The following is a 24,548-nucleotide window of genomic DNA, read 5'->3' on the forward strand; positions in this document are numbered from 1 at the left end:
TCACCGGACTGTAGACGGCAAAATTGCCATAAATTCGGCGCTCCGTGTAAACTAAAGCCCGTAAACGTTCAGTAAACACCTTGTTTACAAAAGCGTATCCAAGGGTTCGGTAACCGTAAGGGGTTATAGTCGCCGGGCCAAAGGCGTGCCTACGCCCAAGCGGGTAGGCACACGAAGATATGGGGAGGGGTCCCATGGCAGTAGATAACAAACAGATTGCCACCGATGTCCTCGAGCTCGTGGGCGGCGCGGAGAACGTTACCGTCGCCACCAACTGCATGACGCGCCTGCGTCTGACGCTCAAGGATAACAGCAAGGCCGACGTGGAGAAGATCAAGAAGGTGAAGGGTGTTCTGGGTTGCCAGTTCGCCGGCAGCCAGCTCCAGGTCATCATCGGCCAGAACGTGCCCAAGGTACTCGCCGAGTTCGTCGCCATTTCCGGCGTCAAGCAGGGTGAGGCCGTTGACGAGAACCTCGATGCTCCCAAGGAGAAGTTCGAGCTCAAGAACCTGCCTAACATCATCCTCGACTATCTGTCCGGCTCCATGACCCAGCTCATCCCGCTGCTCATGGCTGGCGGTCTGTTCCGCACCATCGCGGCCGTCCTCGGCCCCACCATGCTCGGTGTGCTCTCGGCCGACGACCCGACCTATACGTTCCTCTACACCACGCTGTACGAGGCAACGTTTACCTTTATCCCCATCTACCTGGGCTATGCCGCCGCTAAGAAGCTCGGCGCCTCTCCGGTTCTGGGCATGCTCCTCGGCGGCGCTCTCATGGCCCCGTCCGTCGTGAGTGTCGCGACTCAGGAGGGTGGCGGCATCATCTCCGTCTACGGCATCCAGATCGCCGCTGCCAACTATCAGCAGTCCGTCCTGCCGATTATCCTTTCGGTGCCTGTCCTCTACTTCGTCGAGAAGTTCTTTAAGAAGGTCATGCCCGACGTGCTCTCCACGGTCTTCACGCCGTTCTGCACCATGATCGTTACCATCCCCATCGCCTTCATCGTCCTCGCCCCCATCGGCAACGAGATCGGTACGCTGATCGCTAACGCGCTCTTCGGCCTTGCTGACCTTGGCGGCATCGGTATCCTGATCGTCATGGCCGTCCTCGGCGCCTTCTGGCAGCTCTTCGTGGTCTGCGGCATGCACATGCCCGTCATCCTGCTCGCTCAGGTTCAGATCATCGCTGCCGGCTACGATCCCTTCGTCTTCGTTTCCACCAACTGCGCTATGGCCGCTGTCTGGGGCTGCGCCTTCGGTGCCTTCCTCAAGATGAAGAACCCCGACGAGAAGTCCCTTGCCATCGGCTACGTCATCTCCGCTATCGCCGGCGGCGTCACCGAGCCCGCGCTCTTCGGTATCCTCATGCGCTTCCGTCGTACCATGTTCGGCATGTTCATCGGCGGTGCCATCGGCGCTGTGTTCTCCGGCCTCATGGGCGTCACCTACTACCTCGCAGGCGGTGCTTCCAACTTCCTGGTCTTCACCAACTACCTGCAGGGTGGCCAGATGAACACCGTCTGGGCTATCGTTGGTATGGCAATCTCCTTTGTCATCGCCGCTGCCGTCGTCTTTGTCTCCGGCTTCTCCAAGGAGGAGCTCGCCGAGATGGAGGCCTAAGGCCAAGCCATTCGGTCACATATGACCTCACCTACACGACAGGGCCCCGTCAGGCGTAAGCCCGGCGGGGCCCTTCTTGCAAGGTAGACTGATGGGGCGGGTGAGCTTCGCCCGCGAGGGTTTGCCAAGCGGCGGAGGCTTTCGCGCGGGGTTATCGCGAAAGCCCCCGGCGGTTCGCAAATCCTTTATCAAACGAAAGGACACGCAGATGAGTTTGGGAAAGCTGACCGTCAACGGTCGTGAGGACGGGTTTCTCTGCGACGGCAAGCCGTTCTTTTGGTTTGCCGACACGTGCTGGAGCGCATTCACGAGTATCACCGAGGCGGACTGGGACTACTATCTGACCCGCCGCGCCGAGCAGGGCATGAACGTGCTGCAGGTCAATACCCTGCCGCAGTGGGACCGCTGCCTGCCCGACCTGGGCATCTGGCCCTACGCGAGCGAGGACGGCGTGCACTTTGACTGGAGCGCGCCCAACCAGGAATACTGGGACCGCGCCCGCCGCATGTGCCAGGCGGCCGTGGAGCACGGCATTCGCCCGGCGCTCGTGCTTATGTGGTGCAACTACGTGCCCGGTACCTGGGGTGCCAAGATCGCCGAGCGTTGCGGCGCCGAGGTTATGCCGCGTGAGGAGGTCCGTGCCCACGTTGCCCGCGTCGTCGAGAACCTGGGCGAGTTCGACCCCGTCTACGTAGTGACGGGCGATACCGACTTTGCCGGTGACGAGGCGATCGTCTATTACGAGGACGCGCTCGACGAGGTCGTCAAGCGCGCGCCCGAGGCACTGCGCACCATGCATATCAACCGCGGCAATCGTACCATTCCGGCGCAGTATCTGGGCCGTCTGGACTTTTACATGTTCCAGCCCGGCCACAACTACGAGGGCCAGCCCGAGGCATGGCGTCTGCCGCAGGACTTTATCGCCAACTATCCCAAAAAGCCGATGGTCAACTCCGAGCCTTGCTACGAGCAGATGGGTGCGTCGCGCAACGTCTACTGGCGTTTTACCGCGCAGGATTGCCGCGCGAGCGTATGGTCGTCGATTCTTGCCGGCGCCAGTGCCGGCGTGACCTATGGCGCGCACGGCGTTTGGAACTGGCAGACATCGCGCAGCCAGGGTTCGGTCCTGGGCGAGGGCTTTGACATGCCCTTCCGCTGGCAAGAGTGCCTGCAGTTTGCGGGTGTGTGGGACTTTGGCGCGATCGAGCATGTGCTTGCCAGCCTAGGCGCTACTGCCGGTGACGATGCGCTTGCCGTGGTTCCGGCGCAGGAGCTGCTCGATGACGCGCGCGAGGCCATCCGTGTGGCGCGCGTTGGCGATCGCGTCGTCACGTACCTGCCGCGCACCACGGCGCTCAAGTTTAAGCTCGACGGCGCGCGTGGCTGGACGGCGACGGTCCTCGACATGGAGGACAAGCGCATCGCAAAACTGCCCGTCCGTGACAACGGTGACGGCACCGTGCGCGTGGCGCAGCATCCCTTTGAGCACGACGCTCTGGTGATCCTGACACCCGAGCGCTAACGGCTCTTCTCCAACATTTACAACCCAGTCCCTTTCATAAGGCTGCGACGGAATGGTTCCTGCATGACGGCTTTAAGCTGTCAAGGGGAGCCATTCCGCCGCACTCATTGGGGACGTACTTAAATGAGTGGTTTAACTTGAGACGGGACTTTTTGACCGCCTGATGGGTCGCGCGCCACGATTCGGGCGTCACAGCAGCTCGCCGTGGCGGGCAATGTAGCGGCGCTTTGCCAGCTGAGTGAGCGCGATGTAGGCGGTGACGATGCCGATGAGCAGCGCGAAGAAGCTCGCCGGCAGCGGCAAGAGGCCGAGCGCATCGGCGATGGGGCTTGCCGGCAGCCAGGTGACGAGCGCCAGGCCCAGTACGGTGAGAACGCACAGCGCGGGCGCGGCGTGGTCGCGCGGGCTCGGCAGGCGCGGGGAGCGCAGCATGTGGATCACGAGCGTCTGCGACCACATGGACTCGACAAACCAGCCGCTCTGGAAGAGCGCCACAAAGGCCGCCATGCCTGCGGCGTTGCCCGTCCCGGCGAGCTCGGACCAGCTTGCGCCTACGGTGGCAGGGCACACCACAAAGAAGAGCGCGGCGAAGGTTACGATGTCAAACAGCGAGCTCACGGGACCCAACTCGAGCATAAAGCCCTTAATGGACGCGGCGTCCCAGGCGCGCGGACGGGCGGTCCAGGCGTCATCGACGGTGTCCCACGGCAGCGCGATACACACGATCTCGTAGACCAGCGACAGCAACACCAGCTGCAGGGCGCTCATGGGCAAAAACGGCAGGAACAGGCTCGCGACGGTCACGGACAGTACGTTGCCAAAGTTGGAGCTCACCGTGGTCTTGAGGTACTTGAGCAGGTTGCCGTAGGTGCGGCGGCCTTCGATGATGCCGCGCTCGAGCACACCCAGGTCCTTCTGAAGCAAGATGATATCGGCGGATTCCTTGGCGATGTCGACGGCCGAATCGACCGAGATGCCGCAGTCGCTCGCGCGCATGGCGACGGCGTCGTTGATGCCGTCGCCCATAAAGCCCACGGTGTGGCCGAGCAGCTCGCGCATGACGCGCACCAGACGCGCCTTCTGCAGCGGCGAGAGCTTGGCGAAGAGGTGGGTGTGCTCGGCGCGCTCGGCAAGCTCGGCGTCATCGAGCGCATCGATCTCGGAGCCCAGCAAGACATTGCTCGCGTCGATACCGATCTGCTCGCAGACGGTGGCGGCGACGCGATCGTTGTCGCCGGTCAGGACCTTGACCGCCACGCCCTTGGCCTCGAGGGTGGCGACGGCGCCCGCGGCACTCGCCTTGGGCGGATCGAGGAAGGCCAAAAAGCCCATCAGCACCATGTCGCACTCGTCGGCGATGCCAAACTCGCCCACGCAGCGCGGATTGGTCTTCTGCGCCACGGCAATCACGCGCAGGCCCTCGGCGTTAAGTCCGGCGACCTGCTTTCGAATCTGGGCGAGCCTCTCGTCGGTGAGCGGCTGAGCGATGCCATCGACCTCGACAAAGGAGCAGATCTCGAGCATTTCCTCGGCAGCGCCCTTGGTAACCATCTGGGTTTTGCCTTGGGCGTCGGCGACAACTACGCTCAGGCGACGGCGCGAGAAATCGAAGGGCACCTCGTCGACCTTGGTATAGCGGTCGCGCAGGCTCTGGCCCAGCATGGAATCGGGCACGACGGTCGAGGGCGTCACATCGGCACGGTCGATGACGGCCAGGTCGATAAGGTTTTTGAGGCCGGTCTGGAAGAAGCTGTTCAAAAACGCATGGCGCAGCACGCGTGCATCCTCGTTGCCGTCGGTGTTGAGGTAGCGCTCGAGCACGATGCGGTCCTCGGTGAGGGTGCCGGTCTTGTCGCAGCACAGGACGTCCATCGCGCCGAGGTTTTGGATCGCCGGCAGTTCCTTGACGATAACCTGGCGACGGGCGAGGTCCTTGGCGCCCTGCGACAGGCTCGTGGTCACGATGACGGGAAGCATCTGCGGCGTGATGCCCACGGCCACGCTCGTGGCGAACAACAGCGCATCGATGACGTTGCCCTTGGTGGCGGCGTTGATGGCAAAGACCGCCGGCGCCATAACGAGCATGAGGCGCACGAGCAGCATGGAGACGCTCGAGACGCCGCGGTCAAACGCGCTCTTCTCGCCGCGCCCGTTGAGCATCTTGGCGATGCCGCCCAGGTATGTGTCCGAGCCGGTGGCAACGACGAGTGCCATGGCGGTGCCGTTTTGCACGGAGGTGCCGGTAAAGACGATGTTCTTGCAGGCAGACAGCGGCAACGCGGAGCTGTCGGCGCCCTCAATGACAGCTGCGGCAGAGGTCTTCTCGACGGCCTCGCTCTCGCCCGTGAGCGCGGACTCGATCACAAACAGGTCGCGCGCGGTGATGATGCGGGCATCGGCCGGCACCATATCGCCGGCAGAGAGACGGATCACATCGCCGGGGACGAGCTCGTCGAAGGGGATTTCGAGGCGCTCGTCGTCGCGCAGGGCGCAGCAGGTGTTAGAGACCAGGTCCTTGAGGGCCTCGGCCGCATTGCCGCTGCGGGCTTCCTGGATAAACTTCATGCCGCCCGATACCAGCAACATGATGCCGATGACGATGACCGTGGAGGGGTCGCGCTGCGGCTCGGGCACGGCGAGCACGTCGATGTAGAGCGAGACCAGCGCGAGCGCGGCGAGGATGCCGGCGAAGGGGTCAACGAATGCGTCGGCGATGCGGCGCACAAGCGTCTTGGTCGGCGCCTCGATGGTGTTGGGGCCGACGGCGTTCAGGCGCTCGGCGGCATGCTCGGCAGTGAGTCCGTCGGCCGTGGCGTCGAGCAGCACGAGGGCGTCCTCGGCGCTATGGGTGGCGGCGAATATGATGTTCTTGGACATGCCGGCGCGAGCGGCGGGGCGCGCCGTGCGGCGGCGCTTGGAGATGGCTTCGAGTACCGTGGCGGTTTTGAGCATCAGCATAGGGTCCTCCTTGTTGAAGGGAGTTAGCGTACGTGTCGTATTTGCTTCAAAAAACCTAGATGTCGCTCACGTCATGCTTTCAAACCACCACAAAGGGACAGGCACCTTTGTGGTGGTTTTGACGATCGGTTAGTGGCGCTTATGCGTGCGCGGAATCCTCGCGGCGTGCCGAGGGCGACATGCAGGTTTTTCGACTATGGCTGCCTTCCATGGCACACCCCCTTAAGGCCGGGCGCGGCGCGCTTTGGGTATCTCGTACCCGTTTTAATCCGCCCGTATTTTTATGAGGGGGTTTGCCGTGTCAACCCCTTTGTTTGGAAAACCATTGCCCCTGACAAAGCCTTTACAGAATGCTGAGGCCCCAAAGCGCGCCCGCAACGCGCCTTGCCTGCGCTAAACTGGAAGACACGTACGCGATTACGAGAGGAGCCCGCATGGAGGCTTACAAGCAAGAGTTCATCAAGTTTATGGTCGAGTCCGATGTTCTTAAGTTCGGCAGCTTTACGCTCAAGAGCGGCCGTCAGTCCCCGTTCTTTATGAACGCCGGCGCTTACGTGACGGGCTATCAGCTCAAGAAGCTGGGCGAGTATTACGCCCAGGCCATTCACGATAACTTTGGCGACGACTTCGACGTGCTGTTTGGACCGGCCTACAAGGGCATTCCGCTGGCCGTCGTGACCGCCATTGCCTACCACGAGCTGTACGGCAAGGAGGTCAAGTACTGCTGTGACCGCAAGGAGGCCAAGGACCACGGTGCCGACAAGGGCAACCTTTTGGGCTATGAGCCCCAGGACGGCGACCGCGTGATTATGGTCGAGGATGTCACCACCTCCGGCAAGTCCATCGACGAGACCTACCCCAAGGTCAAGGCTGCTGCCGATGTCGAGATCAAGGGCCTTATCGTTTCCCTCAACCGCATGGAGGTCGGCAAGGGTGGCGTGACCACCGCGCAGAAGGAGATCGAGGCCAAGTACGGTTTCCCCGTCGCGAGCATCGTCTCCATGGCCGAGGTCGTCGAGACCCTCTACAACCACGAGATCGACGGCAAGGTCGTCATCGATGACGAGCTCAAGGCCGCTATCGACGCCTACTACGAGCAGTACGGAGTTAAGTAGGTTACGGCGTTTTACCAAACGCCGTAACCGGCCGACGCTGCGCGGGCCGCATTTGGACAATCTGACGTTCAACTTCAAGGGCGCGACCAGAAGGTCAGCGCCCTTTCGTTTCACGTCACCTTGTCTCAAATGCGGCCCGCTCGCTGTCGTTGCCAAGACATCGGCACTCCCGTTGCTGGCGATGCGGCATCTGGGGACACTCCTGATGTAGTCATTGGGGACGTTCTTAAATGACTACTTAGGATGAGCGTCCAAAATCCGCGCTCGTTCGATTGGCGCATGTCTACGCAGCGTAGGTTGTCGAGCCTGGCCTTCAAATGGATACTGACTGTCGAACCGGTTCACTCCATTTCTTCAATTTGATTGGACAGCCCATGAACCAGACACGGCAAACCAATGCCTCCCATACTTTTTTGGCAGCGCATGCCATTAAGCAGCTGCGCGAAGAGCGCGGCCTCACCCAGCGCGCCCTGGCGGAAAGCCTTGGTGTGACCGATAAAGCCGTCAGCAAGTGGGAATCCGGCCGCGGCCTTCCCGACATTTCCCTCGTTGAGCCTTTGGCCCAGAGACTCGGCATAAGCGTGGCTGAGCTTTTGGCTGGTGACATTCGGGCCAACGCCAACCGTGCAGGCAATATGCTCAAAGGCGTCTTTTACGTTTGCCCTATCTGCGGAAACGTTGTGCACGCGCTCGGAGAAGGCAGCTTTAGCTGCTGTGGCTCCACGATGTTTCCCCAGGAGGCCGAAGAGCCGGACGCGGACCACGCCTTTTCCATCGAGCGCATCGAGGACGATTGGTACGTCACGCTCGATCATCCCATGACCAAGGATCACTACATTAGCTTTGTGGCATATGCGACTATGGACGGCGTCTGCTTTAAGAAGCTCTATCCAGAGCAATCGGTGCAGCCGCGCTTCCATATTACCGGGCGCGGCAGGATATATCTTTACTGCAACCAACACGGGCTCTTTACGTCGCTGACGCCTCGCAAATAACGGCTGTCTATCCGCCCTCCTCATGCGTTTCCCAGGGGACCCAAAATGAGCGTGGATAATCTCCCGGTTTTGGCCTGTGTGCGGGCTCAAAGTGGGAGATTATCCACGCTCGTTATCTGAGTGTCCAAAAATCCACGCTCGTCGTTACTTGAGCCCGGGCAGGCGGGTGTAGGGAAACGACCGCTCGAGGAACTCGGAACAGCGGGCGTAATCTTTGGCAAAGTAGCTGCTGTAGAGCGAATCGAGCACGTATTGCACGGCGATGTGGCTGGCGAACTGCGTGATGCGGTGCGTCATACTCTCGTGGTCGCTCACCATGAGATAGGCGGCAAAGCCGGGGTGAATGCGGGCGCAGTACGGTGTGCCGATGACGATGACCGGGACGCGTCGACTGCTGAGGATCGGCAAGATCTCCCTGAGGTTGGGGGCAAGGCCGCTGTAGGAGATGACAATCGCCACATGGTCGGGGCCCGAGGCGAGCGCCGTACGCACCTGCGCCTCGACGCTGCCGTAGCACGTCGCGCTTTTACCGGCGGAAAGCAAGCGATCGCGGAACATTCCCGCTGGATACAGGTTATGCGAGCCCGTGTAGATGTCCACGGTGTCGGCGCGCATGACGAGCTTGGCGGCGTAGTCGAGCTGTGCGGGGTCGAGCAGTTCCTGCGTTTCGGCCAAGGTGGTCTGGTAGAGCCCCTCCATGCGCTCCATTACCTGTGCGGGGGTGGAGGTGGCATCGAAGGGAAAGTTGATGTCCACGTCGCGCCGATTGCCCGCCTCGGTCGCCTGGCGGATGAGCTCGACCTTGAGGTCTTTGAATCCCTCGAGGCCGAGCTTTTTGCAAAAGCGGTGCACGCTCGCGACCGAAACGTTGGCGCACGCGGCAAATTCCTTAATGGAAAGCCCGCGCACATCCTCGCCCATGGCGAGGGCCGTTTGCCCAAGTTGTTGCTCGGTGGGGGTGAGGCTTTTGCCCTGCGTGATCTTTCGCCTGATATCCATATGGCTCCTATGCGTTTGCGTCGCGATAAACCAATCATAACGATAAATAAAACGTTCGGCTTGGCTGGGAGTTTTGGTCCGCCGGTCTATGAACGACGGACCGCTCGACGCCGTGCGGGCTCAACATGGGGGCACTGTCCTTGTTGGGCCGTTTGCGCCCGGGGCGTTACCCGAGCACACGTACGGGCCCCAAGAGGCCGCTGGGCTCGGAGGGCTCGGTCATGCCGAATATGTCGGGGACGGCGTGATCGAGGGTGTTGATGATGTCGATCGTAAGCGCGTGCTCACCGGCCAAAAGCGCGCCGACCTCAAAGCGGTAAGGCGGACAGATACGGGTGCCGAGGGATTTGCCGTCGAGGGCGACGGTTGCGGTCTCAAAGACCTCGCCAAGGTCGATGACGGTGCTGGTGACCGCTTCGCCCAGGACAAAGGAGGCCTGGTAGCGGAATGTGCCGTCCTTGCCGGGGAACTCGGCCGAGGAAAGGTCGTGCAGGTCTGCAAGCTCAACAGGCTCGCCAAAGGCATCGGTGCCAGGGGCAGAGAAGGCAACCGCCCAGGGCCCGTCGATGCATGCGGCTTCGTCTCCAACGGTTGCCGCGCCGGCGGAACCTGTAGCCCCAAGGACCACGATGCAGCTCTCGTAGGGAGCCAACTCGAGCGTGCCGTCAAAGGCGGCGGGCTCGGTGCCGTTGAGCAGGTCGAGGCGCGCGCCTGCAACGGGTGTGCCGTCGGCAAGCGCAACCTGAGTGGAGATACCCTGCTTGGGATGCTCGTTGACGAGCATCAGATAGCTCTCGCCCGCCCGCTCGTAGCGCAGTGCGCGCAGCCAGGGCTGGGGCTCGGCGCAAACCACGGTCTGCATGCCGGTATTGGCAAGTGTGCCTGCGAGCCCGGTGGTCGCCAGGAGTTTGATGCCGGCGAGCGCGGTTGCATCCAGGGAGGCAAAGCCCTCGCGGCCTGCAGTGTCGCCGTCGTAGCGCTTGTTCGGCAACTTATCCAGCGCGTACACGGCAACGCCCGCGGCTGCGGCGCGCGCGGCAAAGTCGAGCACGGCTCCGCCGACAAACTCGGCTCCGGGCATCACCAGGCAGCGGTATGCCTGGCCGTTCACGCTAAAGCCGCTACCGTCTGCGGCAATTTCAACGGCATAGCGCCCTGCGTCCTCAAATGCCTCTGCTGGCACGATGTCAAAGTCGACCTGCGCGCGCATAAGCTCGGAGGCGGCATGCTGCATAAAGTTCGCCTCGCCTGCCCACTCGGCGTCCGCATGGTAGAGAAGCGCCGCCGGGGTCGTTGCACGCCCGCCGCTCAGCAGACTCGCCGTACGGTTCATGTAGCTCATGAGCTGCCCAAAGTGTGCAAACTGGGGGTTTTGGCCATGCGCATAGAAATGCGGCGGGCAGTCCCAGTCGGGGAAGGCGGCCATGCTAAAGGCATGCGGCACAAACCAATTGACGCCGCGCACCAAAAAATGATCGGCGATCCACTTCATCTCGCGCAGGCCTTCGTGCCATCCAAATGCGCCAAAGACCTCGGCCATGCAGCGCCCCTGCTTTTTGGGGTCGAGGTGTGCTGCCGAGGAGCCCAGCTTGGGCAGCACGTAGTTATAGAACTCGAGGTCCCATACGCCGCGTCCGTAGCTGTGAAGGCCGCGGTCCATGCCGGGTACCAGCTGGTTGATCACGATGTCGACGCCCGCCATGTCCTGACCGCCCACGGCGCGGAAGTAGTGCCCGGCGCCCACGCCCAGGCGCGCGTGGCAGTCCTTGTCCTCGATAACGTGGCCGATGTACTGCACGCCGCGCGCGCGGCACCAGTCTCCGAGCTGGTCGCAGAAGCACTCCTTATAGAGGGTGCTCGCGATGTCCATATAGACGTGGCGTACGTGCGCGCCGGCCGGCTCGCGGTCCCACAGGTGCGGGAGCTCGGCCAGGTAGCGCTCGCCCAGTGCAGCGCGTAGGCGACGCTCAAGCTCGGCCGACCAGGGTAGGGGCGCGGTGGCCTTGCCGATGAGCGTGTCCGAGATGCCATCGGGGCCCGTGGTGCCCTTCTCGTTGGCAAATCCGGGCTCATCGGAGAAAAAGCCCAGGATCGTCTTGCCAAACTCATCGCCCAGATGCTCAAAATGCGGCTCGTAGACAGCATCGATGAGCTGCGCCACCGAGGCGCGGTCGACCATATTGATGTAGTCCTCGTTGTAGGAGGTCTTGCCGCTCGTGAACATCACGCATGCCTGCGTGAGGCCCGCAGGTGCATCGAAGACCAGGCGGCTGGGGTTGCCGTCTGCATCGTCGATTACTCGGTAAGCGACGTCGACGGGGCTGCCGTCCTGCATAAATGTCACGCCGTAGAAGTGCTCGGTTTTGTCGAACATGTTGGCGAGCGCGATGCTTGCGGCGGACGTGGGACCCACGATGTCGAGTGTGCGGTGCGTGAGAACGATCTTGCGGAGCTCGGGCACGGCCTCCTTGACGGCGCCGTTGGCAAAGCCCGTGGGGAAGTGCGCGTCGTCCAAGATCCAGAGCTTAAGGCCCAGCTGCTTGCACTCGTCAATGACAAAGCGCAGGTCGCGCCACCAGCCCTCGCCGCAAAAATCGGGGTGTGGGCGGCTTTCGAGACAGACCTCGTGGATGTCGGCGCCGGCGATCTTTTCCAGATACTCGGCAATGGTTTTATGGCTCTCGCCCTTCATCCACAAAAACGGAAGCACGTGGTTGTCGTATGTGCCCTCGAGCACCTGCTGATAGTACGCGGTCATGGATCCTCCTTGGCTCGATCGATCTGCTGCATAGCACAGATTATGGACGCGTCGGCGCGTTCTGCTAATATCTGAATCACGACGAACTATGACCAAATCAACGATTGGCAAGCCATGGAGATCGACGAGCTCGAGCGTAGGCTCAGCGAACTGAGCGCCAGTGAGATCGCTTATAAAGACGGCATGGCATTTGATTGGTCGATTATGACCGAGCATGTCGAAATCGACGGATGCCCAGTGCGCAAGATTGGGCAGCCAGGGTTTGCCTACGCCCAGCCCGGCATGCCGCGTGGCCTGACGATAAGGAAAAACTCGCGCTTTAATGCAGTTCCCGAGCACGTGCATGATTACGTGGAGCTGAGCTATGTGTATCGCGGACGCTGCCCGCAGACGGTGGCGGGGGAGAGGCTCGAGCTGGGCCGCAACGAGGTGCTTTTGCTCGACGCCCTCTGCCCGCATGCCGTGGCGGCGCTTGGTGAGGACGACATCATGCTAAGCATGACCGTTTCACGCTCTTTTTTGCGCCGGAGCCTCGAGTCGAGCCTCTCGCGCGAGAGCGCGGTCTCGCGGTTTTTGTTCAACGCGCTCAACAGCGAGACGGACCATCGGGGCCATGTCCGTTTTCATTGCGGCGAGAGCCGTCGGATTCGGCGCTACATGCAGGAGATGCTCTGTGAGCTGTACGACCCGAGCCCCAACGGTCCCGAGATCGTCTTGCGTCTGTTTCAGCTGTTTTTGGCCGAGCTCATGGATTGCTACGAGCGCGAGCTGGTGCGCGGCGCGGCGGACGGCGCGGCGGGGCCCACTGCCCTGGTGACGGGAATGCTCGGCTATATCGATCGCGAATTCGCTGCATGCTCCCTCGAGGGGATGGCGGCGGAGTTTGGCTTGAGCCCTAATTATGCGACGGCGCTCCTCAAGCGCCATGTGGGCAAGACCTTTAGGCAGCTTGTGCAGGAGCGACGCCTGGTACGTGCGGCCGAGCTTCTGCGCGGTGGCGCCACGGCCGGGGCGGCTGCGCATGCGGTGGGCTATGAAAACATGAGCTTCTTCTACCGTAAGTTTCACGACAAGTATGGCTGCACCCCCGCGGCATACCGCCGGTAAGCGCGGGGCGGATCGTCTTCGCTCCTTCGGTGTCAAAAAGTTTCAGCTGCAGCGCTGTTGCAGCGCGCGTCTGCGAAAAGAAGTGTCCAAATCGGCGCCTTCGCCCTGGCCTGGAGCGACTCGGCGGCATACTCGTTTCATCAGCAACACGCATGAGCGAGGAGGCACTTATGGGATTCCCCGAGGGTTTCTATTGGGGTGGCGCTACCGCCGCCAATCAGTTTGAGGGCGCTTGGAACGTGGACGGCCGCGGTCCTTCCGTCGATGACCATTTTTTGGGCGGCAGCTACAAGGAGCCGCGTCAGATTACGATCGACATCGACCCCGACCGCTTCTACCCCAATCATGACGGTATCGACTTCTACCATCACTACGAGGAGGATATCGCGCTGTTCGCCGAGATGGGCTTCAACATGTTCCGCATGTCCATCTCTTGGAGCCGCATCTTCCCCAACGGCGACGACGCCGAGCCCAACGAGGCCGGCCTCGCCTTCTACGATCGCGTCTTCGACTGCCTGCGCGCTCACAATATCGAGCCGCTCGTGACCCTGTCGCACTACGAGATGCCTTATCACCTGGTCGAGAAGTACAACGGCTGGGCGAGCCGCGAGCTCATCGGCTTCTTTGAGAAGTACTGCCAGACCGTCTTCGACCGCTATCAGGACAAGGTCAAGTTCTGGCTCACCTTCAACGAGATCAACTGCGGCACCCAGGACATGGGCAACCTCTTTGGGACCAGCATGATCCAGGGCTTTGAGGGCCCGGCTTCGGCGGTCCACACCACGCCGCAGGCCCGTATGCAGGCCCTGCATCACCAGTTTGTCGCCAGCGGCCGCGTCGTGCGCTATGCCCACGAGCACTATCCGCAGTTTAAGATGGGCAACATGGACTGCTTCATCCTCTCCTATGCCGCCACGTGCGATCCGGCCGACGTGTTCGCCACGCAGCAGGAGATGAATACCATGAACTGGTACTGCTCCGACGTGCAGGTGCGCGGCAAGTACCCGTTCTATGCCAAGCGTTTCTGGGCCGAGAACGACGTCGAGCTCGTGATGGAGGACGGCGATCTGCAGGATATCGCCGACGGCAAGGTCGATTTCTACACCTTTAGCTACTACATGTCCGGCACCGTGGGCACCCACAAGGACCACGAGATGACCGAGGGCAACATGACCTTTGGCGGCAAGAATCCCTATCTGGAGTCCACCGACTGGGGCTGGCAGATCGATCCGCTGGGCCTGCGCATCGCCCTCAACGAGATTTACGCCCGCTACGAGATTCCGCTGATGGTGGTCGAGAACGGCATGGGCGCCTACGATGAGGTCGAGGAGGACGGCTCCATCCACGACCCGTATCGTATCGCCTACTTGCGCAGCCACATCAAGGCCATGGGCGAGGCCATTGCCGACGGCGTCGACCTGATCGCCTATACCTGGTGGGGCCCCATCGACCTGGTGTCCGCCGGCACCGGCGAGATGCGCAAGCGCTACGGCTTCATTCACGTCGATAAGTACGACGACGGCACCGGTACCTACGAGCGCCGCCGCAAGGACAGCTTCTACGCCTACCAGAAGATCATCAAGTCCAACGGTGCCGAGGGTCTGGATTAATCGACAATATGAGCGCCACTGGGGAAAAGGTTTTGGGAAGGGCTTGGAAGGGCTTGCGATTCGAACCCTCACCTTAGTATTTTGGCCATTTGGCACTATAATCACCATAGGCATGCGCAAAACGTTGCGCTTAATCAAGAGGAGAAATCGTATGGGTCTGTTTGACATGTTCAAGAAGAAGGCTGAGCCCGCGGCTGCCGCTGCTCCGGCCTCCATCTCTGCTTCTGCCGGCGCCGACGTGCTGTGCTCGCCCGTCAAGGGCAAGGTCATCAAGATGGCCGACGTGCCCGATCCCGTCTTTGGTGGCGAGGTCCTGGGCAAGGGCTGTGCCGTGTGGCCCGAGGACGATCTGGTCTACGCTCCCTGCGACGGCAAGGTGACCGTCACCATGGGTCACGCCGTGGGCCTACAGTCCGATAGCGGCATCGAGGTTCTGGTGCACGTTGGTGTCGATACCGTTAACATGAACGGCGATGGCTTCGAGGGCTTCGTCAAGGCCGACGACGTCGTTAAGGCCGGCCAGCCCATGCTCAAGATCGACCGCGCCAAGATCGCTGCTGCCGGTTACAAGGACTGCGTCGTCGTGGCCGTGTCCAACACCGCCGAGTTTGCCGATGTCGAGCTCGCCGTCGAGGCTGACTCCGCTGTCTCCGCTGGCGATGCCATCGTCAAGGTCGTCCGCAAGTAGTCTGCGGCAACATAAGGGTGTTTTGGGGTGGTCGGGTTATCCGGCCGCCCTTTTTTATTGCAATGCGGCGGAACGTTTTATTGCGCGTTGGGCGGACCGGTAAACCGTTCGGACGTTAAATCGAGCCGACTGCGCCTTTGCTTTGCCGGGGGTGTTCGTTATCGGCTAGTATGGCCTTATTGTTACGACGCGCACCGCGTCGGGAAGCGCGGTGCCGCTTGTTGGGAGGAATGTCATGAAGAAGAAGCTGCTGCTTGCGCCCCTGATGGCTGTTCTGGTCGCGTGCGTGGTTGTGCTTTCCGGCTGCGGAGGTCCTTCGGTTGAGGAGCTCATCACCGAGGATCTTACGACGCAGTTTGACGAGGTCAAGAACGGCGGCGACGACTTCCTCGCCGGCCTGGAAGAGGCCTCGGGCGACGAGTTCGAGCAGCTGGGCATCGATCCCAAGGAGTACGCCAAGAGCTATCTCGAGGGTTTTGACTACAAGATCGGCGATGTGACGGTCGACGAGGACAAGGGCACCGCGACTGCCGATGTCACCATTACCTGCAAGTCCATGAACAAGATCGTTGAAGATTTCGCCACCCAGTATCAGGAGAAGATCGCGGCGCTCGATACGATGCCTTCCGAGGACGACCTGTACAAGATGGCCGGCCAGGTCATGGTCGACGTGACCAAGGCCGCTAAGACCAAGGACACCAAGGTTACCTTCAAGTACACCGCCAATGACGATGGCGAGTGGTCTGCTGACGATTCCGCAACCACCGAGATGATGAATGCGATGATGAGCTAGGGGAGTTACGCGGTAGTTCGTTACGGCGTTTTACCAAACGCCGTAACTGCCCGACGCTGCGCGGGCACCAGAGCGACAACTTGTCATTCAAAGAGGACGGCATGACCAGAAGGTCTATACCGTCCTCTTTTCATGCCAATTTGTTCGCACTGGTGCCCGCTCGCTGCCCGTCCTCTACCTGCGGCGTTGCCATGGTAGTCATTGAGGCGGCACTTGGGGACGTTCCTTTTCTGCCGGCAGTTGGGGACACTCCTTGCGCCAGCGTTGCATCGAATGCTCGGAAAATACGAGCCGGTATTTGGCCGAATAGCGGGTCACGGTTTCCGGATGGGGTGGGTTGCGGAAAGTGAGACCCGGAATACTGCTCTGAAACGGGATGCGGTTTCCCCGACAAGGCTCAACCGGAAAGCGCATCCCATTCTGAGGCGGCAAAACGGGATGCGCTTTCCGCGCGACAGAATCTATGCAGCCGTGTTGAGCGACAGCCCCGCTACTCGCCCAGAATCAGCGCCGCGAGCTCGTCCTGGGTGTCCACCACGTAGTCGGCGCCGGCGGCTTCCAGCTCTGCGCGGCCGCGGAAGCCCCAGCTGACGCCCGCACTCTTAAGGCCGGCGTTGTGGCCGGTCAGAACATCGACATTGGAATCGCCCACATAGAGTGTGGTTGCCGGGTCGGCGCCTAGCTCTTTCATCACATGCAGCGTAACAGGCGCCTCGGGCTTGGGAGGAAACGCATCGACGCGGCCCTGCGCCAGCGCAAAGCGCTCGGAACCAAAGTATTTCTCGATAAGCGGAGCCGCCGAGACGTGGTCCTTGTTAGTGAGCACGGCAAGCTGCACACCCGCGGCGCGCAGGCGGTCGAGCATCTCGATCGTACCGGCATAGGGGGCGGTGTGGTCCTCCTTGTGCTCGCCGTAATAAGCCCTAAACTCGGCAAGCGTCTGCTCAAACATGCGGCCGTCGCCCGCATACTCGGCAGGCATAAAACGCTCAACCAGCTTGAGCATGCCGTTTCCCACTTTGTAGCGGTACTCGTCAACGGCAAACGTGGGCCAGCCGTGCATCTCGCAGGTATGGTTGCCGGCGGCTGCCAGGTCCTCGAGCGTGTTGAGGATGGTGCCGTCCAGATCAAAAATCACATGGGAATAATCCGCTGCCATGGGTGCTCCTGCCGCTTGAGTTGTAAAACGCACCCCATAATACTGGGCATGCGTGCCGGGCATGTTTGGAATCTGAATATCTTTAATAGCCCTGAGCCTTTGTCGTTAGCAAATCCTCGGCAGCTGCTCTCCCACGAGCATGTCGAGGATGCGGGTCGAGCCCCAGCCGGTGCGCACGCGCACGGCGGGACGGGCGCCCTCGGCAAGTGGCAGCACGCGACCGATGATGGCGGCGTTCTCGCCGTAGCGGGCGGCGCGCATGGCGGCCAGCGCGGCATCGGCTTGCTCGGCCGGCACGACGGCAACCATCTTGCCCTCGTTTGCCACCTGCAGTACATCGTAGCCGAGCATCTCGCAGGCTGCCTGCACGTCGGGACGCACGGGCACGGCATCCTCGTCGACCTCCATGGCAACATCGCTGGCCTGGGCAAACTCGTTGAGTGTGGACGCCAAGCCACCGCGCGTGGGGTCGCGAAAGCAGCGTGTGTCGGGTGCTGCGGCAAGCACATTGGCAATCAGGTGGTTGAGCGGCGCGGCGTCGCTTTCGATGGTGCTCGAAAACGCCAGACCCTCGCGCTGACTCATGATGGCGATGCCGTGGTCGCCTAGCGTACCCGATACCAGGATGGCGTCGCCGGGCCGGCAGTTGGCACCGCTGAGCGTCACGCCTGCGGGCACCTCGCCCACGCCGGCGGTATTGATGTAGACGCCGTCGGCACCGCCACGCTCGACCACCTTGGTGTCGCCGGTGATTATGGACACGCCCGCCTCGCGCGCTGTTTCGGCCATGGTCTGCACAATCTGGCGCAGCTTGTCCATGGGATAGCCCTCTTCGAGGATAAAGCCGCATGAGAGATAGCGCACGTTGGCGCCCGAGGTCGCGACGTCGTTGACGGTTCCACATGCGGCGAGGCGGCCGATATTGCCGCCGGGGAAGAACTGCGGCGTTACCACAAAGCTGTCGGTCGACATGGCGATTCGCCCGCTTGCGGGCAGCGCAGCGACGCCGGCATCGTTGCCCTCGAGCAGCTCGGGCGACCCAAAGGCATCCAGAAAGACCTCATCGATAATGCGCTTCATCATCTGCCCGCCGGAGCCGTGGCCCAACAGGACGGTGCTATCGGTGATGCTATGGGACATATCCAAAACTCCAATCGTGGGTGGTGCCAGTATGTGGGTGTGTCCGGGCTAGTCGCGGTAGCGGTAGTACGCCGCGCAGCTGCCCTCGGAGCTCACCATGCACGGGCCGACGGGGTGCTCGGGCGTGCAGGTGCGGCCAAAGAGCGGGCAGCTGCTCGGCGTAATGGCCCCGCGCAGCACGTCGCCGCAGCGGCATCCGCGCGGCTCGACCGTCGTCTCAACGGGCACGTCAAAGCGAACGCGGGCATCAAAGCGCGAGAACTCGGGGCGGATGGAAAGGCCCGAGTTGGCAATCGGCCCCAATCCGCGCCATGTGGTATCGCACGGCTCAAATACCTGCTCGACCAGCTGGCGCGCCACGGGATTGCCGTCGGCATTGACGCCACGGCGGTAGGCGTTGTCGATCGCGGGCCTGTCCTCGACAACCATCTGGACCAGCATGCAGATTCCCTGCAAGATGTCGACCGGCTCAAATCCCGTTACCACGCCTGGAGTCTTAAACTCGTCGACCAAAAAGCCAAAGGGGGCCAAGCCCGTGATGGTGGCGACGTGGCCCGGCAGGATAAAGCCGTCGATGGTGGTCTCGGGATCGTTGGCAATCGCGCATAGCGCCGGCGGCGTGGTCTTGTGGGCGCAATAGACCGAGAAGTTTTGGAGTCCGCGTGCATCGGCCTCCAAAATGGCGGCGGCGATGGTGGGCGTCGTGGTCTCAAAGCCGACGCCCATAAAGATGACCGGGCGATCGGGGTTGTGTTCGGCGATATCGAGTGCATCGAGTGGGGAGTACACAATGCGAATATCGCGCCCCGCGGCCTTTTGCGCGGCAAGCGAGGTGGACGATCCGGGCACGCGCATCATGTCGCCAAAGGTGGTGATGATGGCGCCGTCCATCTTGGCGAGCGCGATTGCATGGTCGATATCGCGGTTGGCGGTAACGCAGACGGGGCAACCCGGACCGCTCAGCAGTTTGAGCCCGGCAGGCATAATGGAGCGAAAACCATAGCGCCCGATGCTCGCGGTATGCGTGCCGCAGACTTCCATAAGGTTGATGGTGCGGTCGCCGACAAGCTCATGAATGCGATCGATGAGCTCGCGAGCCAGCCTGGGGTCGCGAAATGCCGAAAAGTCGATACCGGAGCGAACCGGCTGCGCCGCCGCCACTAGTATGCCTCGGCCGGGTTGGTGGCGAGCTGGTCCTCTTCGGCCAGCTCGGTCATGGTATTGACGAGCTCGAGTGTCTCTTGGGCTTCCTGCTCGTCGACAATCTGAATGCCAAAGCCGGCGTGCACGAGAATATAGTCGCCTACCTGTGCCGTCGGCACGAGGCGCAGCGAAACGGGGCGCTCGATGCCCATCATGTCGACGGTCGCCTTAAGGTCGTCGTCGCGTTTGACCACTTTACCGGGAACGGCAAGGCACATAATGTTCCCCTTTTATACGTTTTGCGCTGGATAGGCGCCTAATTACCCATCAGTTGATGGTAGCGCTCGCGGAAGTCACGAGCAAACGCGTTACACCTGTGAGACGGCGGCGCGCAGGCTGGCAAAACAGCCTATCGCGATGCTGTCTGCGCGAGGCGGGCGCGAGCGATGGCGGCCTGACCGTAGGCGATGCAGCCGTCGTTAACGGGCACGGTTTGGGGAATCAAGACCGTAAGGCCTGCGTCTTTAAGATTGCGGGTGAGGAGCTGAAGCAAAAGTCGGTTCATGAACACGCCGCCCGAGAGCGCGACGGTATCGATGCCTTCGCGCGCGCAGATTTCGTGTGCGATTCGTGCCGAAGAGCGCGCGATGGCGATGTGGAACCCGAGCGCGAGCCTGCCGGCGGGCACGCCGGTCCTGATTCCCTCCAAAAGCGCCTCAAAAAGCGGTCTGGAGTTCAGAACATGGCAGTCGTCCGGACGGGATGATTCGGTTACGGAAAAGCTGGCCATATTGCCGGTAGGGCAGGCACTTTCACTGCTGAGCGCGCGCCAGGCGGCGGCTTCGAATTCTATGGCGGGTTCGCCCTCGTAGGTTGCCTTGTCGCAGATGCCCAGAATTGCTGCCGCGGCATCAAAGAGACGCCCCATGCTGCTGGTATGCGGGCTGTTGATGCCGCGCTCGATCATGGTGGCTGTCACGCTGCGCGTTTGCTCGTCGAGGCTGTCCAAAAGCCGAGCGGCGCCTGGGTGCTCGAGCAGGCCGAGCTCACTGAGCAGGGCAAAGGCGTTGCGGCGGGCGTCGCGCACGGAGGCCGCCCCGCCGGGGAGCGCCCAGGTGCGCAAATGCGCGGCGCGCTCAAAGCCGCCAAGGCTGGCAACAAGAAACTCGCCGCCCCAAATGGTCCCATCGGTACCGGCGCCGGTGCCGTCGAAGGCGATGCCAAGGACGCGCGCGTCGGTTGTAAGCTGGCCCGCGGCGATAGCCTCGGCCATTACGCTCGCGATATGCGCATGATGGTGCTGCACCTCGACGAGCGGCAGATTGCATTTTCGCGCCTGTTCGCGCGCCCACTGGTCCGATAGATAGCTGGGGTGTAAATCGCAGGCCAAGGCGGCGGGCGCCAAGTCAAAGAGATCTTCCAAGCGCGTGCGCGCGGCGTTCCAGGCATCGAAGGTCCCGCCGTTTTCAACATCGCCGATATGCTGCGACACAAAACAGGTTGCCTCGCCGTTCGTCCCTTCGCGCGTGAGCGCAATCGTGGCCTTTTGTTGTGGCCCGCAGGCGAGCACGCAGGACGGAGCGCCGTCGAGCGCCGGCAACGGCAGCGGCTGGGGTGCATATCCGCGGGCACGGCGCACGGGCATAATGGCGCCGTTGACCACGCGCACCACGGAGTCGTCGTAGCGCGAGAGGATCGCGCGGTCGTTGCCGAGTAGCGCATCAGCAATGCCGGCGGCAACGAGGCGCTCCCAGGCAAGGTCGTCATCGGTCTCGATGGGCTCTTCGCTCAGGTTTCCGCTGGTCATGACGAGTGCGTGCACACCGCGGGCTTCTGCTGCGGCAAGCAACAGATGCTGAAGCGGGGTGTAGGGGAGCATAACGCCGAGCTCGGGAAGGTCGTGCGCGACGGACGGCGCGAGCGCGAGGGCGTCGGGGGAGCCGCCGCTCTCGCAAACAGCACGTCGGCGCAGCAGCACAATGGGGCGAATGCTGCCGGCCAGCAAGCCGCGCTCAACGTCGTTGACATGGCACAGGCGTTCAACGTCGGCAAGGTCGCGCACCATAACGGCAAGCGGCTTGTTGCTGCGGCGTTTGCGACGACGAAGCTCGGCTACCGCCTGCTCGTTGGAGGCGTCACATGCCAAGTGAAATCCGCCCAGGCCCTTGATGGCGACGATGCCACCGCCGGCCAGCAGCTCAATGCAGCGCTCGATGATAGCGTCGCTGGCTTCGCGTGTGGTGCCGACGGCCGGCAACGCGGCGGCTTCGCCCGGCTCACCGCCCACGCTCGCTTCGCGCCACGTGATATGCGGCCCGCAATCAAAGCAGGCATCGGGCTGCGCGTGAAAACGCCGGTCGAGTGGGTCGGCATACTCCGCGGCACACTCAGGACACATGGGAAAACAATTCATCGACGTGGCCGCTCGGTCATAAGGCAGCGACCGGATGATGGTAAAGCGCGGTCCGCAGTTGGTACAGTTGATAAAAGGGTAGTGATAGCGCCGATCGGCGGGGTCGAACAACTCGCGCAGACAATCATCGCAGGTGGCGATATCGGGCGAGACGAGCGTCGTGTGCGCGGTCTGGTCCTGCGATGCCACAATACGAAAGCCCTGCTCATCGGCAGCGCTCCAGCCGCTAGGCTTCAAATCCGCAATATCGACTCGCTCAACGCGAGCCGCCGCGGGCGCATGCTCAGAAAGAGCAGCGACAAATCCGTCAACCGCCTCGGCACGGGCGTGCGCCTCGATATGCACGCCGTCGCCCGCGTTGAGCACCCATCCGCAAATGCCATGCGCCATGGCCTCGCGATACACAAACGGCCGCATGCCAACGCCCTGCACAATGCCCGTCACATGAATATGCACATGTCGCATGCGACACCCCTCATCAAAACCGACCAAATAGGGACAGGTGCGCTACAGCCCCAGGCTCTGCTTGGTGGCGGCGCACGTGAGCTCACCGTGCTTAACGCCGCGCAGGCCCAGCAGGCGGTCGGCTAGTTCGTAGACGCGCTCGCCGCGACCCTTGAGCGCCAGAATCTCTAAGCAGTTGTGGTGATCCAGATGCACGTGCATGGTCGATACGATCTCGTCGGTGTAGTCGTGCTGCACTTCGTCCAGACGGCGCGTCAGGTCGCCGGTATGGTGGTCGTAGATCATGGTGAGCGACCCGATAACATGCTCGTCGGGCGTGCGCATCTGCTCCTTGGCGATCGAGGCGCGAATCAGATCGCGTACGGCCTCGGATCGGTTAGCCACGTCACCGCGGCGCGCGATCTGCTCGTCAAAGCGGCGCAGCAGGTCGTCGGGCGCGGTGACCGAAAAGCGGACCAGCTCGGAGCTGGAGCCGCTGTAGCGGCAGCTTGCATCGTCGTCCGCACCGTGATTGTGCGCGTGCTCGTGCTCGGCCACGTTACACCAGTTTCACAGAGCCGACGGAGTTGTGGTCGGCCTCGATGGCCTCCTCGTAGCCCTCGAGCGCATCGTGCGCCTCGTGGAGTGCCGCCATGGCGGCCTCGAGCTTGGCGCCAATGCGCTCCATGTCAAAGTTCTCGGTCGCATGCAGCAGCTGATGGCTCCACTCGTGAGCGAGCTCAATGGTGTCGTCGACCTGCTTGACGCTCATGGCAAGCTGGCTCATGTTCATTCCGACGTCATGCATGGGGAGTCTCCTTTTGTACGGGGCGATATGGTGGTTCAGATTCTACTACGCCCGCCTTGAGCGCCGCCGCATAAGAAAACGGGTGCGAGTCCGTCTGACCCGCACCCGTTCACTGGGGGCTGTTTGTATCTACCATACTATCCGTGGTCGCATACCTTGCGTTTGGCACTCCGGCGAGCGGTGCGAAACCGCTCATGGACGGCAGATGGGTAACAAGCGTATTACAGATGTTTCTCCAGCAGTGCCTGAAGTCTTGCCTTGGGCAAGGCGCCGACCGAGCGGTCGACCTCCTCGCCGTTCTTAAAGACGATCAGCGTGGGGATGCTCATGACGCCAAACTTCATGGCCAGGTCCTGGTTGTCGTCGACGTTGCACTTGGCCACAGCCAACTTGCCGGCCAGCTCGTCGGCAACCTCGTCTACGATGGGCGAGAGCGAGCGGCAGGGGCCGCACCACGGGGCCCAAAAATCAACCAGTACGGGCAGGCTGTCGTTAACGATGGAATCGAAGTTCTCGGGGGTAATCTGCTTAATGTCAGCCATGGTGACCTCCATAATACGACGCGGCTCGGCCGCGTAAAACTCAGTACGACCGTGCTTATACCCAGCGGCCCGCAAAGCAACCACTCGCGGGCGGCTCTTTTATATAATGGTGGGCACGCAAACGATTGGAGAGCGCATGCCCACGTCACAAAGCCAGAAAAAAGAAGCCATCGCTCAGGCGGCCGAGCAGGAGCTCGCGTCGCTTGCAGGTCGCGGTGTGCGTATCGCGGGCAACGCGTGCTCGCCGATTGTGCTGGTCAAAGGCGATTTGGATGAAGCCGAGTGCTCGGGCGGCGAGCTGGCTGCCGGCGCGGATGGCGCCGCGTTGCGCAAGGCGCTCGGCGCCATCGGATATGCCCCCGAGGACTTTTGCGTGCTGGCAAGCGTCGCCGGCGCGGGTGACGGAGCGGTCGCGGTGGGCGAGACTCTGCCGTGCGACCTGTTCCGCGAGGCGCTGGAGGCTCTGGACCCCGAGGCGGTGCTGCTGCTCGACAACAGTGCGGCCGATGTCATGCGCGAAACCTACGCCGATATGCTCGTGGCGATTGATGACTTCGACACCGCCATGCTCAAGCCCGGCCTGGTCGCCCATGTGCAGGGCCGCCGCGTGCTCGCGCTCGATGGCTTTGAGGCGGCGCTGACCGACAAAGCGGCCAAGCAGCGTATGTGGGCCTACATCAAGCAGCTGACCCCGGCGGTCGCTCCACTGTAGCGGATCGGCACCGGCGAGCG

General features: G+C 62.1%; 20 protein-coding genes. 9 read left to right on the forward strand and 11 right to left on the reverse strand.

Annotated features, from left to right (window positions below; all coding sequences use genetic code 11):
- Positions 1 to 194 precede the first annotated feature (194 nt).
- Complete coding sequence (locus DWY03_RS03730; protein ID WP_117839937.1) at positions 195 to 1,622, forward strand: PTS transporter subunit EIIC; 1,428 nt, start codon at positions 195 to 197, stop codon at positions 1,620 to 1,622.
- 208 nt (positions 1,623 to 1,830) lie between these two features.
- On the forward strand, positions 1,831 to 3,144 hold the full coding sequence (locus tag DWY03_RS03735) for a DUF4038 domain-containing protein (RefSeq protein WP_117839938.1): 1,314 nt from the start codon (positions 1,831 to 1,833) through the stop codon (positions 3,142 to 3,144).
- Between the two features lie 189 nt (positions 3,145 to 3,333).
- Here DWY03_RS03735 and mgtA read toward each other — a convergent pair whose 3' ends face one another.
- Positions 3,334 to 6,102 carry a magnesium-translocating P-type ATPase gene (mgtA, locus tag DWY03_RS03740; RefSeq protein ID WP_117839939.1) on the reverse strand — a complete coding sequence of 923 codons (2,769 nt, stop codon included), beginning with the start codon at positions 6,100 to 6,102 and terminating at the stop codon, positions 3,334 to 3,336.
- Positions 6,103 to 6,536: 434 nt separating this feature from the next.
- Here mgtA and pyrE point away from each other — a divergent pair, with 434 nt between their 5' ends.
- A complete protein-coding gene (gene pyrE / locus DWY03_RS03745; protein WP_117839940.1) occupies positions 6,537 to 7,217 on the forward strand; it encodes an orotate phosphoribosyltransferase in 681 nt (226 codons plus the stop codon).
- A gap of 374 nt (positions 7,218 to 7,591) precedes the next feature.
- Entirely contained in the window at positions 7,592 to 8,212 is a 621-nt protein-coding gene (locus DWY03_RS03750) for a helix-turn-helix domain-containing protein (RefSeq protein WP_117839941.1), read from the forward strand.
- 144 nt (positions 8,213 to 8,356) lie between these two features.
- Here the strand turns inward: DWY03_RS03750 and DWY03_RS03755 are convergent, their stop codons facing one another.
- The gene (locus DWY03_RS03755) at positions 8,357 to 9,211 is read right to left on the reverse strand and encodes a MurR/RpiR family transcriptional regulator (protein ID WP_117839942.1); all 855 of its coding nucleotides are present in this window, start codon (positions 9,209 to 9,211) and stop codon (positions 8,357 to 8,359) included.
- 166 nt (positions 9,212 to 9,377) lie between these two features.
- Entirely contained in the window at positions 9,378 to 11,969 is a 2,592-nt protein-coding gene (locus DWY03_RS03760) for a glycoside hydrolase family 2 (protein WP_117839943.1), read from the reverse strand.
- A gap of 114 nt (positions 11,970 to 12,083) precedes the next feature.
- On the opposite strand from DWY03_RS03760, the gene DWY03_RS03765 reads away from it, so the two are divergent.
- The 4 genes from DWY03_RS03765 to DWY03_RS03780 all read left to right on the forward strand — a co-directional run bounded on the left by DWY03_RS03765 (position 12,084) and on the right by DWY03_RS03780 (position 16,167).
- Positions 12,084 to 13,076, forward strand: coding sequence for a helix-turn-helix domain-containing protein (locus DWY03_RS03765; protein WP_117839944.1), 993 nt, complete (start codon positions 12,084 to 12,086; stop codon positions 13,074 to 13,076).
- A 170-nt stretch (positions 13,077 to 13,246) separates the two neighbouring features.
- Positions 13,247 to 14,686: a glycoside hydrolase family 1 protein gene (locus DWY03_RS03770; protein WP_117839945.1), complete on the forward strand. Its 1,440-nt coding sequence runs from the start codon at positions 13,247 to 13,249 to the stop codon at positions 14,684 to 14,686.
- 151 nt (positions 14,687 to 14,837) lie between these two features.
- Complete coding sequence (locus tag DWY03_RS03775; protein WP_117629667.1) at positions 14,838 to 15,374, forward strand: PTS glucose transporter subunit IIA; 537 nt, start codon at positions 14,838 to 14,840, stop codon at positions 15,372 to 15,374.
- A 235-nt stretch (positions 15,375 to 15,609) separates the two neighbouring features.
- Positions 15,610 to 16,167: a hypothetical protein gene (locus DWY03_RS03780; RefSeq protein ID WP_117757704.1), complete on the forward strand. Its 558-nt coding sequence runs from the start codon at positions 15,610 to 15,612 to the stop codon at positions 16,165 to 16,167.
- A gap of 490 nt (positions 16,168 to 16,657) precedes the next feature.
- Here DWY03_RS03780 and DWY03_RS03785 read toward each other — a convergent pair whose 3' ends face one another.
- The 8 genes from DWY03_RS03785 to trxA all read right to left on the reverse strand — a co-directional run bounded on the left by DWY03_RS03785 (position 16,658) and on the right by trxA (position 23,816).
- Positions 16,658 to 17,326, reverse strand: coding sequence for an HAD family hydrolase (locus DWY03_RS03785; RefSeq protein WP_117839946.1), 669 nt, complete (start codon positions 17,324 to 17,326; stop codon positions 16,658 to 16,660).
- 105 nt (positions 17,327 to 17,431) lie between these two features.
- The gene (gene hypE, locus DWY03_RS03790) at positions 17,432 to 18,466 is read right to left on the reverse strand and encodes a hydrogenase expression/formation protein HypE (protein WP_117839947.1); all 1,035 of its coding nucleotides are present in this window, start codon (positions 18,464 to 18,466) and stop codon (positions 17,432 to 17,434) included.
- Positions 18,467 to 18,514: 48 nt separating this feature from the next.
- Positions 18,515 to 19,627, reverse strand: a complete 1,113-nt coding sequence (gene hypD / locus DWY03_RS03795; RefSeq protein ID WP_117839948.1) for a hydrogenase formation protein HypD — start codon at positions 19,625 to 19,627, stop codon at positions 18,515 to 18,517.
- A complete protein-coding gene (locus tag DWY03_RS03800) occupies positions 19,627 to 19,887 on the reverse strand; it encodes a HypC/HybG/HupF family hydrogenase formation chaperone (RefSeq protein ID WP_055250830.1) in 261 nt (86 codons plus the stop codon). The genes hypD and DWY03_RS03800 overlap by 1 nt, the downstream gene beginning before the upstream one ends.
- A 131-nt stretch (positions 19,888 to 20,018) precedes the next feature.
- Positions 20,019 to 22,487, reverse strand: a complete 2,469-nt coding sequence (gene hypF, locus DWY03_RS03805) for a carbamoyltransferase HypF (RefSeq protein WP_117839949.1) — start codon at positions 22,485 to 22,487, stop codon at positions 20,019 to 20,021.
- A 42-nt stretch (positions 22,488 to 22,529) separates the two neighbouring features.
- A complete protein-coding gene (nikR, locus tag DWY03_RS03810; protein ID WP_117839950.1) occupies positions 22,530 to 23,024 on the reverse strand; it encodes a nickel-responsive transcriptional regulator NikR in 495 nt (164 codons plus the stop codon).
- A 1-nt stretch (position 23,025) separates the two neighbouring features.
- A complete protein-coding gene (locus DWY03_RS03815; protein WP_006235225.1) occupies positions 23,026 to 23,274 on the reverse strand; it encodes a hypothetical protein in 249 nt (82 codons plus the stop codon).
- A gap of 221 nt (positions 23,275 to 23,495) precedes the next feature.
- Entirely contained in the window at positions 23,496 to 23,816 is a 321-nt protein-coding gene (trxA, locus tag DWY03_RS03820) for a thioredoxin (RefSeq protein WP_117776407.1), read from the reverse strand.
- A 136-nt stretch (positions 23,817 to 23,952) separates the two neighbouring features.
- On the opposite strand from trxA, the gene DWY03_RS03825 reads away from it, so the two are divergent.
- On the forward strand, positions 23,953 to 24,528 hold the full coding sequence (locus tag DWY03_RS03825; protein WP_117839951.1) for a hypothetical protein: 576 nt from the start codon (positions 23,953 to 23,955) through the stop codon (positions 24,526 to 24,528).
- The last annotated feature ends 20 nt before the right edge of the window (positions 24,529 to 24,548 follow it).

The organism is Collinsella sp. AF23-2, assembly GCF_003459245.1.
In the GTDB taxonomy this organism is placed as follows: Bacteria; Actinomycetota; Coriobacteriia; order Coriobacteriales; family Coriobacteriaceae; genus Collinsella.

Excerpts from the sequence above, each read along its gene's own strand:
- DWY03_RS03825 (WP_117839951.1), top strand. The coding sequence starts at position 23,953 with ATGCCCACGTCACAAAGCCAGAAAAAAGAAGCCATCGCTCAGGCGGCC.
- DWY03_RS03815 (WP_006235225.1), bottom strand. The coding sequence starts at position 23,274 with ATGCATGACGTCGGAATGAACATGAGCCAGCTTGCCATGAGCGTCAAG.
- DWY03_RS03765 (WP_117839944.1), top strand. The coding sequence starts at position 12,084 with ATGGAGATCGACGAGCTCGAGCGTAGGCTCAGCGAACTGAGCGCCAGT.
- DWY03_RS03785 (WP_117839946.1), bottom strand. The coding sequence starts at position 17,326 with ATGGCAGCGGATTATTCCCATGTGATTTTTGATCTGGACGGCACCATC.
- trxA (WP_117776407.1), bottom strand. The coding sequence starts at position 23,816 with ATGGCTGACATTAAGCAGATTACCCCCGAGAACTTCGATTCCATCGTT.
- DWY03_RS03800 (WP_055250830.1), bottom strand. The coding sequence starts at position 19,887 with ATGTGCCTTGCCGTTCCCGGTAAAGTGGTCAAACGCGACGACGACCTT.
- DWY03_RS03730 (WP_117839937.1), top strand. The coding sequence starts at position 195 with ATGGCAGTAGATAACAAACAGATTGCCACCGATGTCCTCGAGCTCGTG.
- DWY03_RS03775 (WP_117629667.1), top strand. The coding sequence starts at position 14,838 with ATGGGTCTGTTTGACATGTTCAAGAAGAAGGCTGAGCCCGCGGCTGCC.
- mgtA (WP_117839939.1), bottom strand. The coding sequence starts at position 6,102 with ATGCTGATGCTCAAAACCGCCACGGTACTCGAAGCCATCTCCAAGCGC.
- DWY03_RS03755 (WP_117839942.1), bottom strand. The coding sequence starts at position 9,211 with ATGGATATCAGGCGAAAGATCACGCAGGGCAAAAGCCTCACCCCCACC.
- DWY03_RS03760 (WP_117839943.1), bottom strand. The coding sequence starts at position 11,969 with ATGACCGCGTACTATCAGCAGGTGCTCGAGGGCACATACGACAACCAC.
- DWY03_RS03780 (WP_117757704.1), top strand. The coding sequence starts at position 15,610 with ATGAAGAAGAAGCTGCTGCTTGCGCCCCTGATGGCTGTTCTGGTCGCG.
- DWY03_RS03770 (WP_117839945.1), top strand. The coding sequence starts at position 13,247 with ATGGGATTCCCCGAGGGTTTCTATTGGGGTGGCGCTACCGCCGCCAAT.
- hypF (WP_117839949.1), bottom strand. The coding sequence starts at position 22,487 with ATGCGACATGTGCATATTCATGTGACGGGCATTGTGCAGGGCGTTGGC.
- pyrE (WP_117839940.1), top strand. The coding sequence starts at position 6,537 with ATGGAGGCTTACAAGCAAGAGTTCATCAAGTTTATGGTCGAGTCCGAT.
- DWY03_RS03735 (WP_117839938.1), top strand. The coding sequence starts at position 1,831 with ATGAGTTTGGGAAAGCTGACCGTCAACGGTCGTGAGGACGGGTTTCTC.
- DWY03_RS03750 (WP_117839941.1), top strand. The coding sequence starts at position 7,592 with ATGAACCAGACACGGCAAACCAATGCCTCCCATACTTTTTTGGCAGCG.
- hypE (WP_117839947.1), bottom strand. The coding sequence starts at position 18,466 with ATGTCCCATAGCATCACCGATAGCACCGTCCTGTTGGGCCACGGCTCC.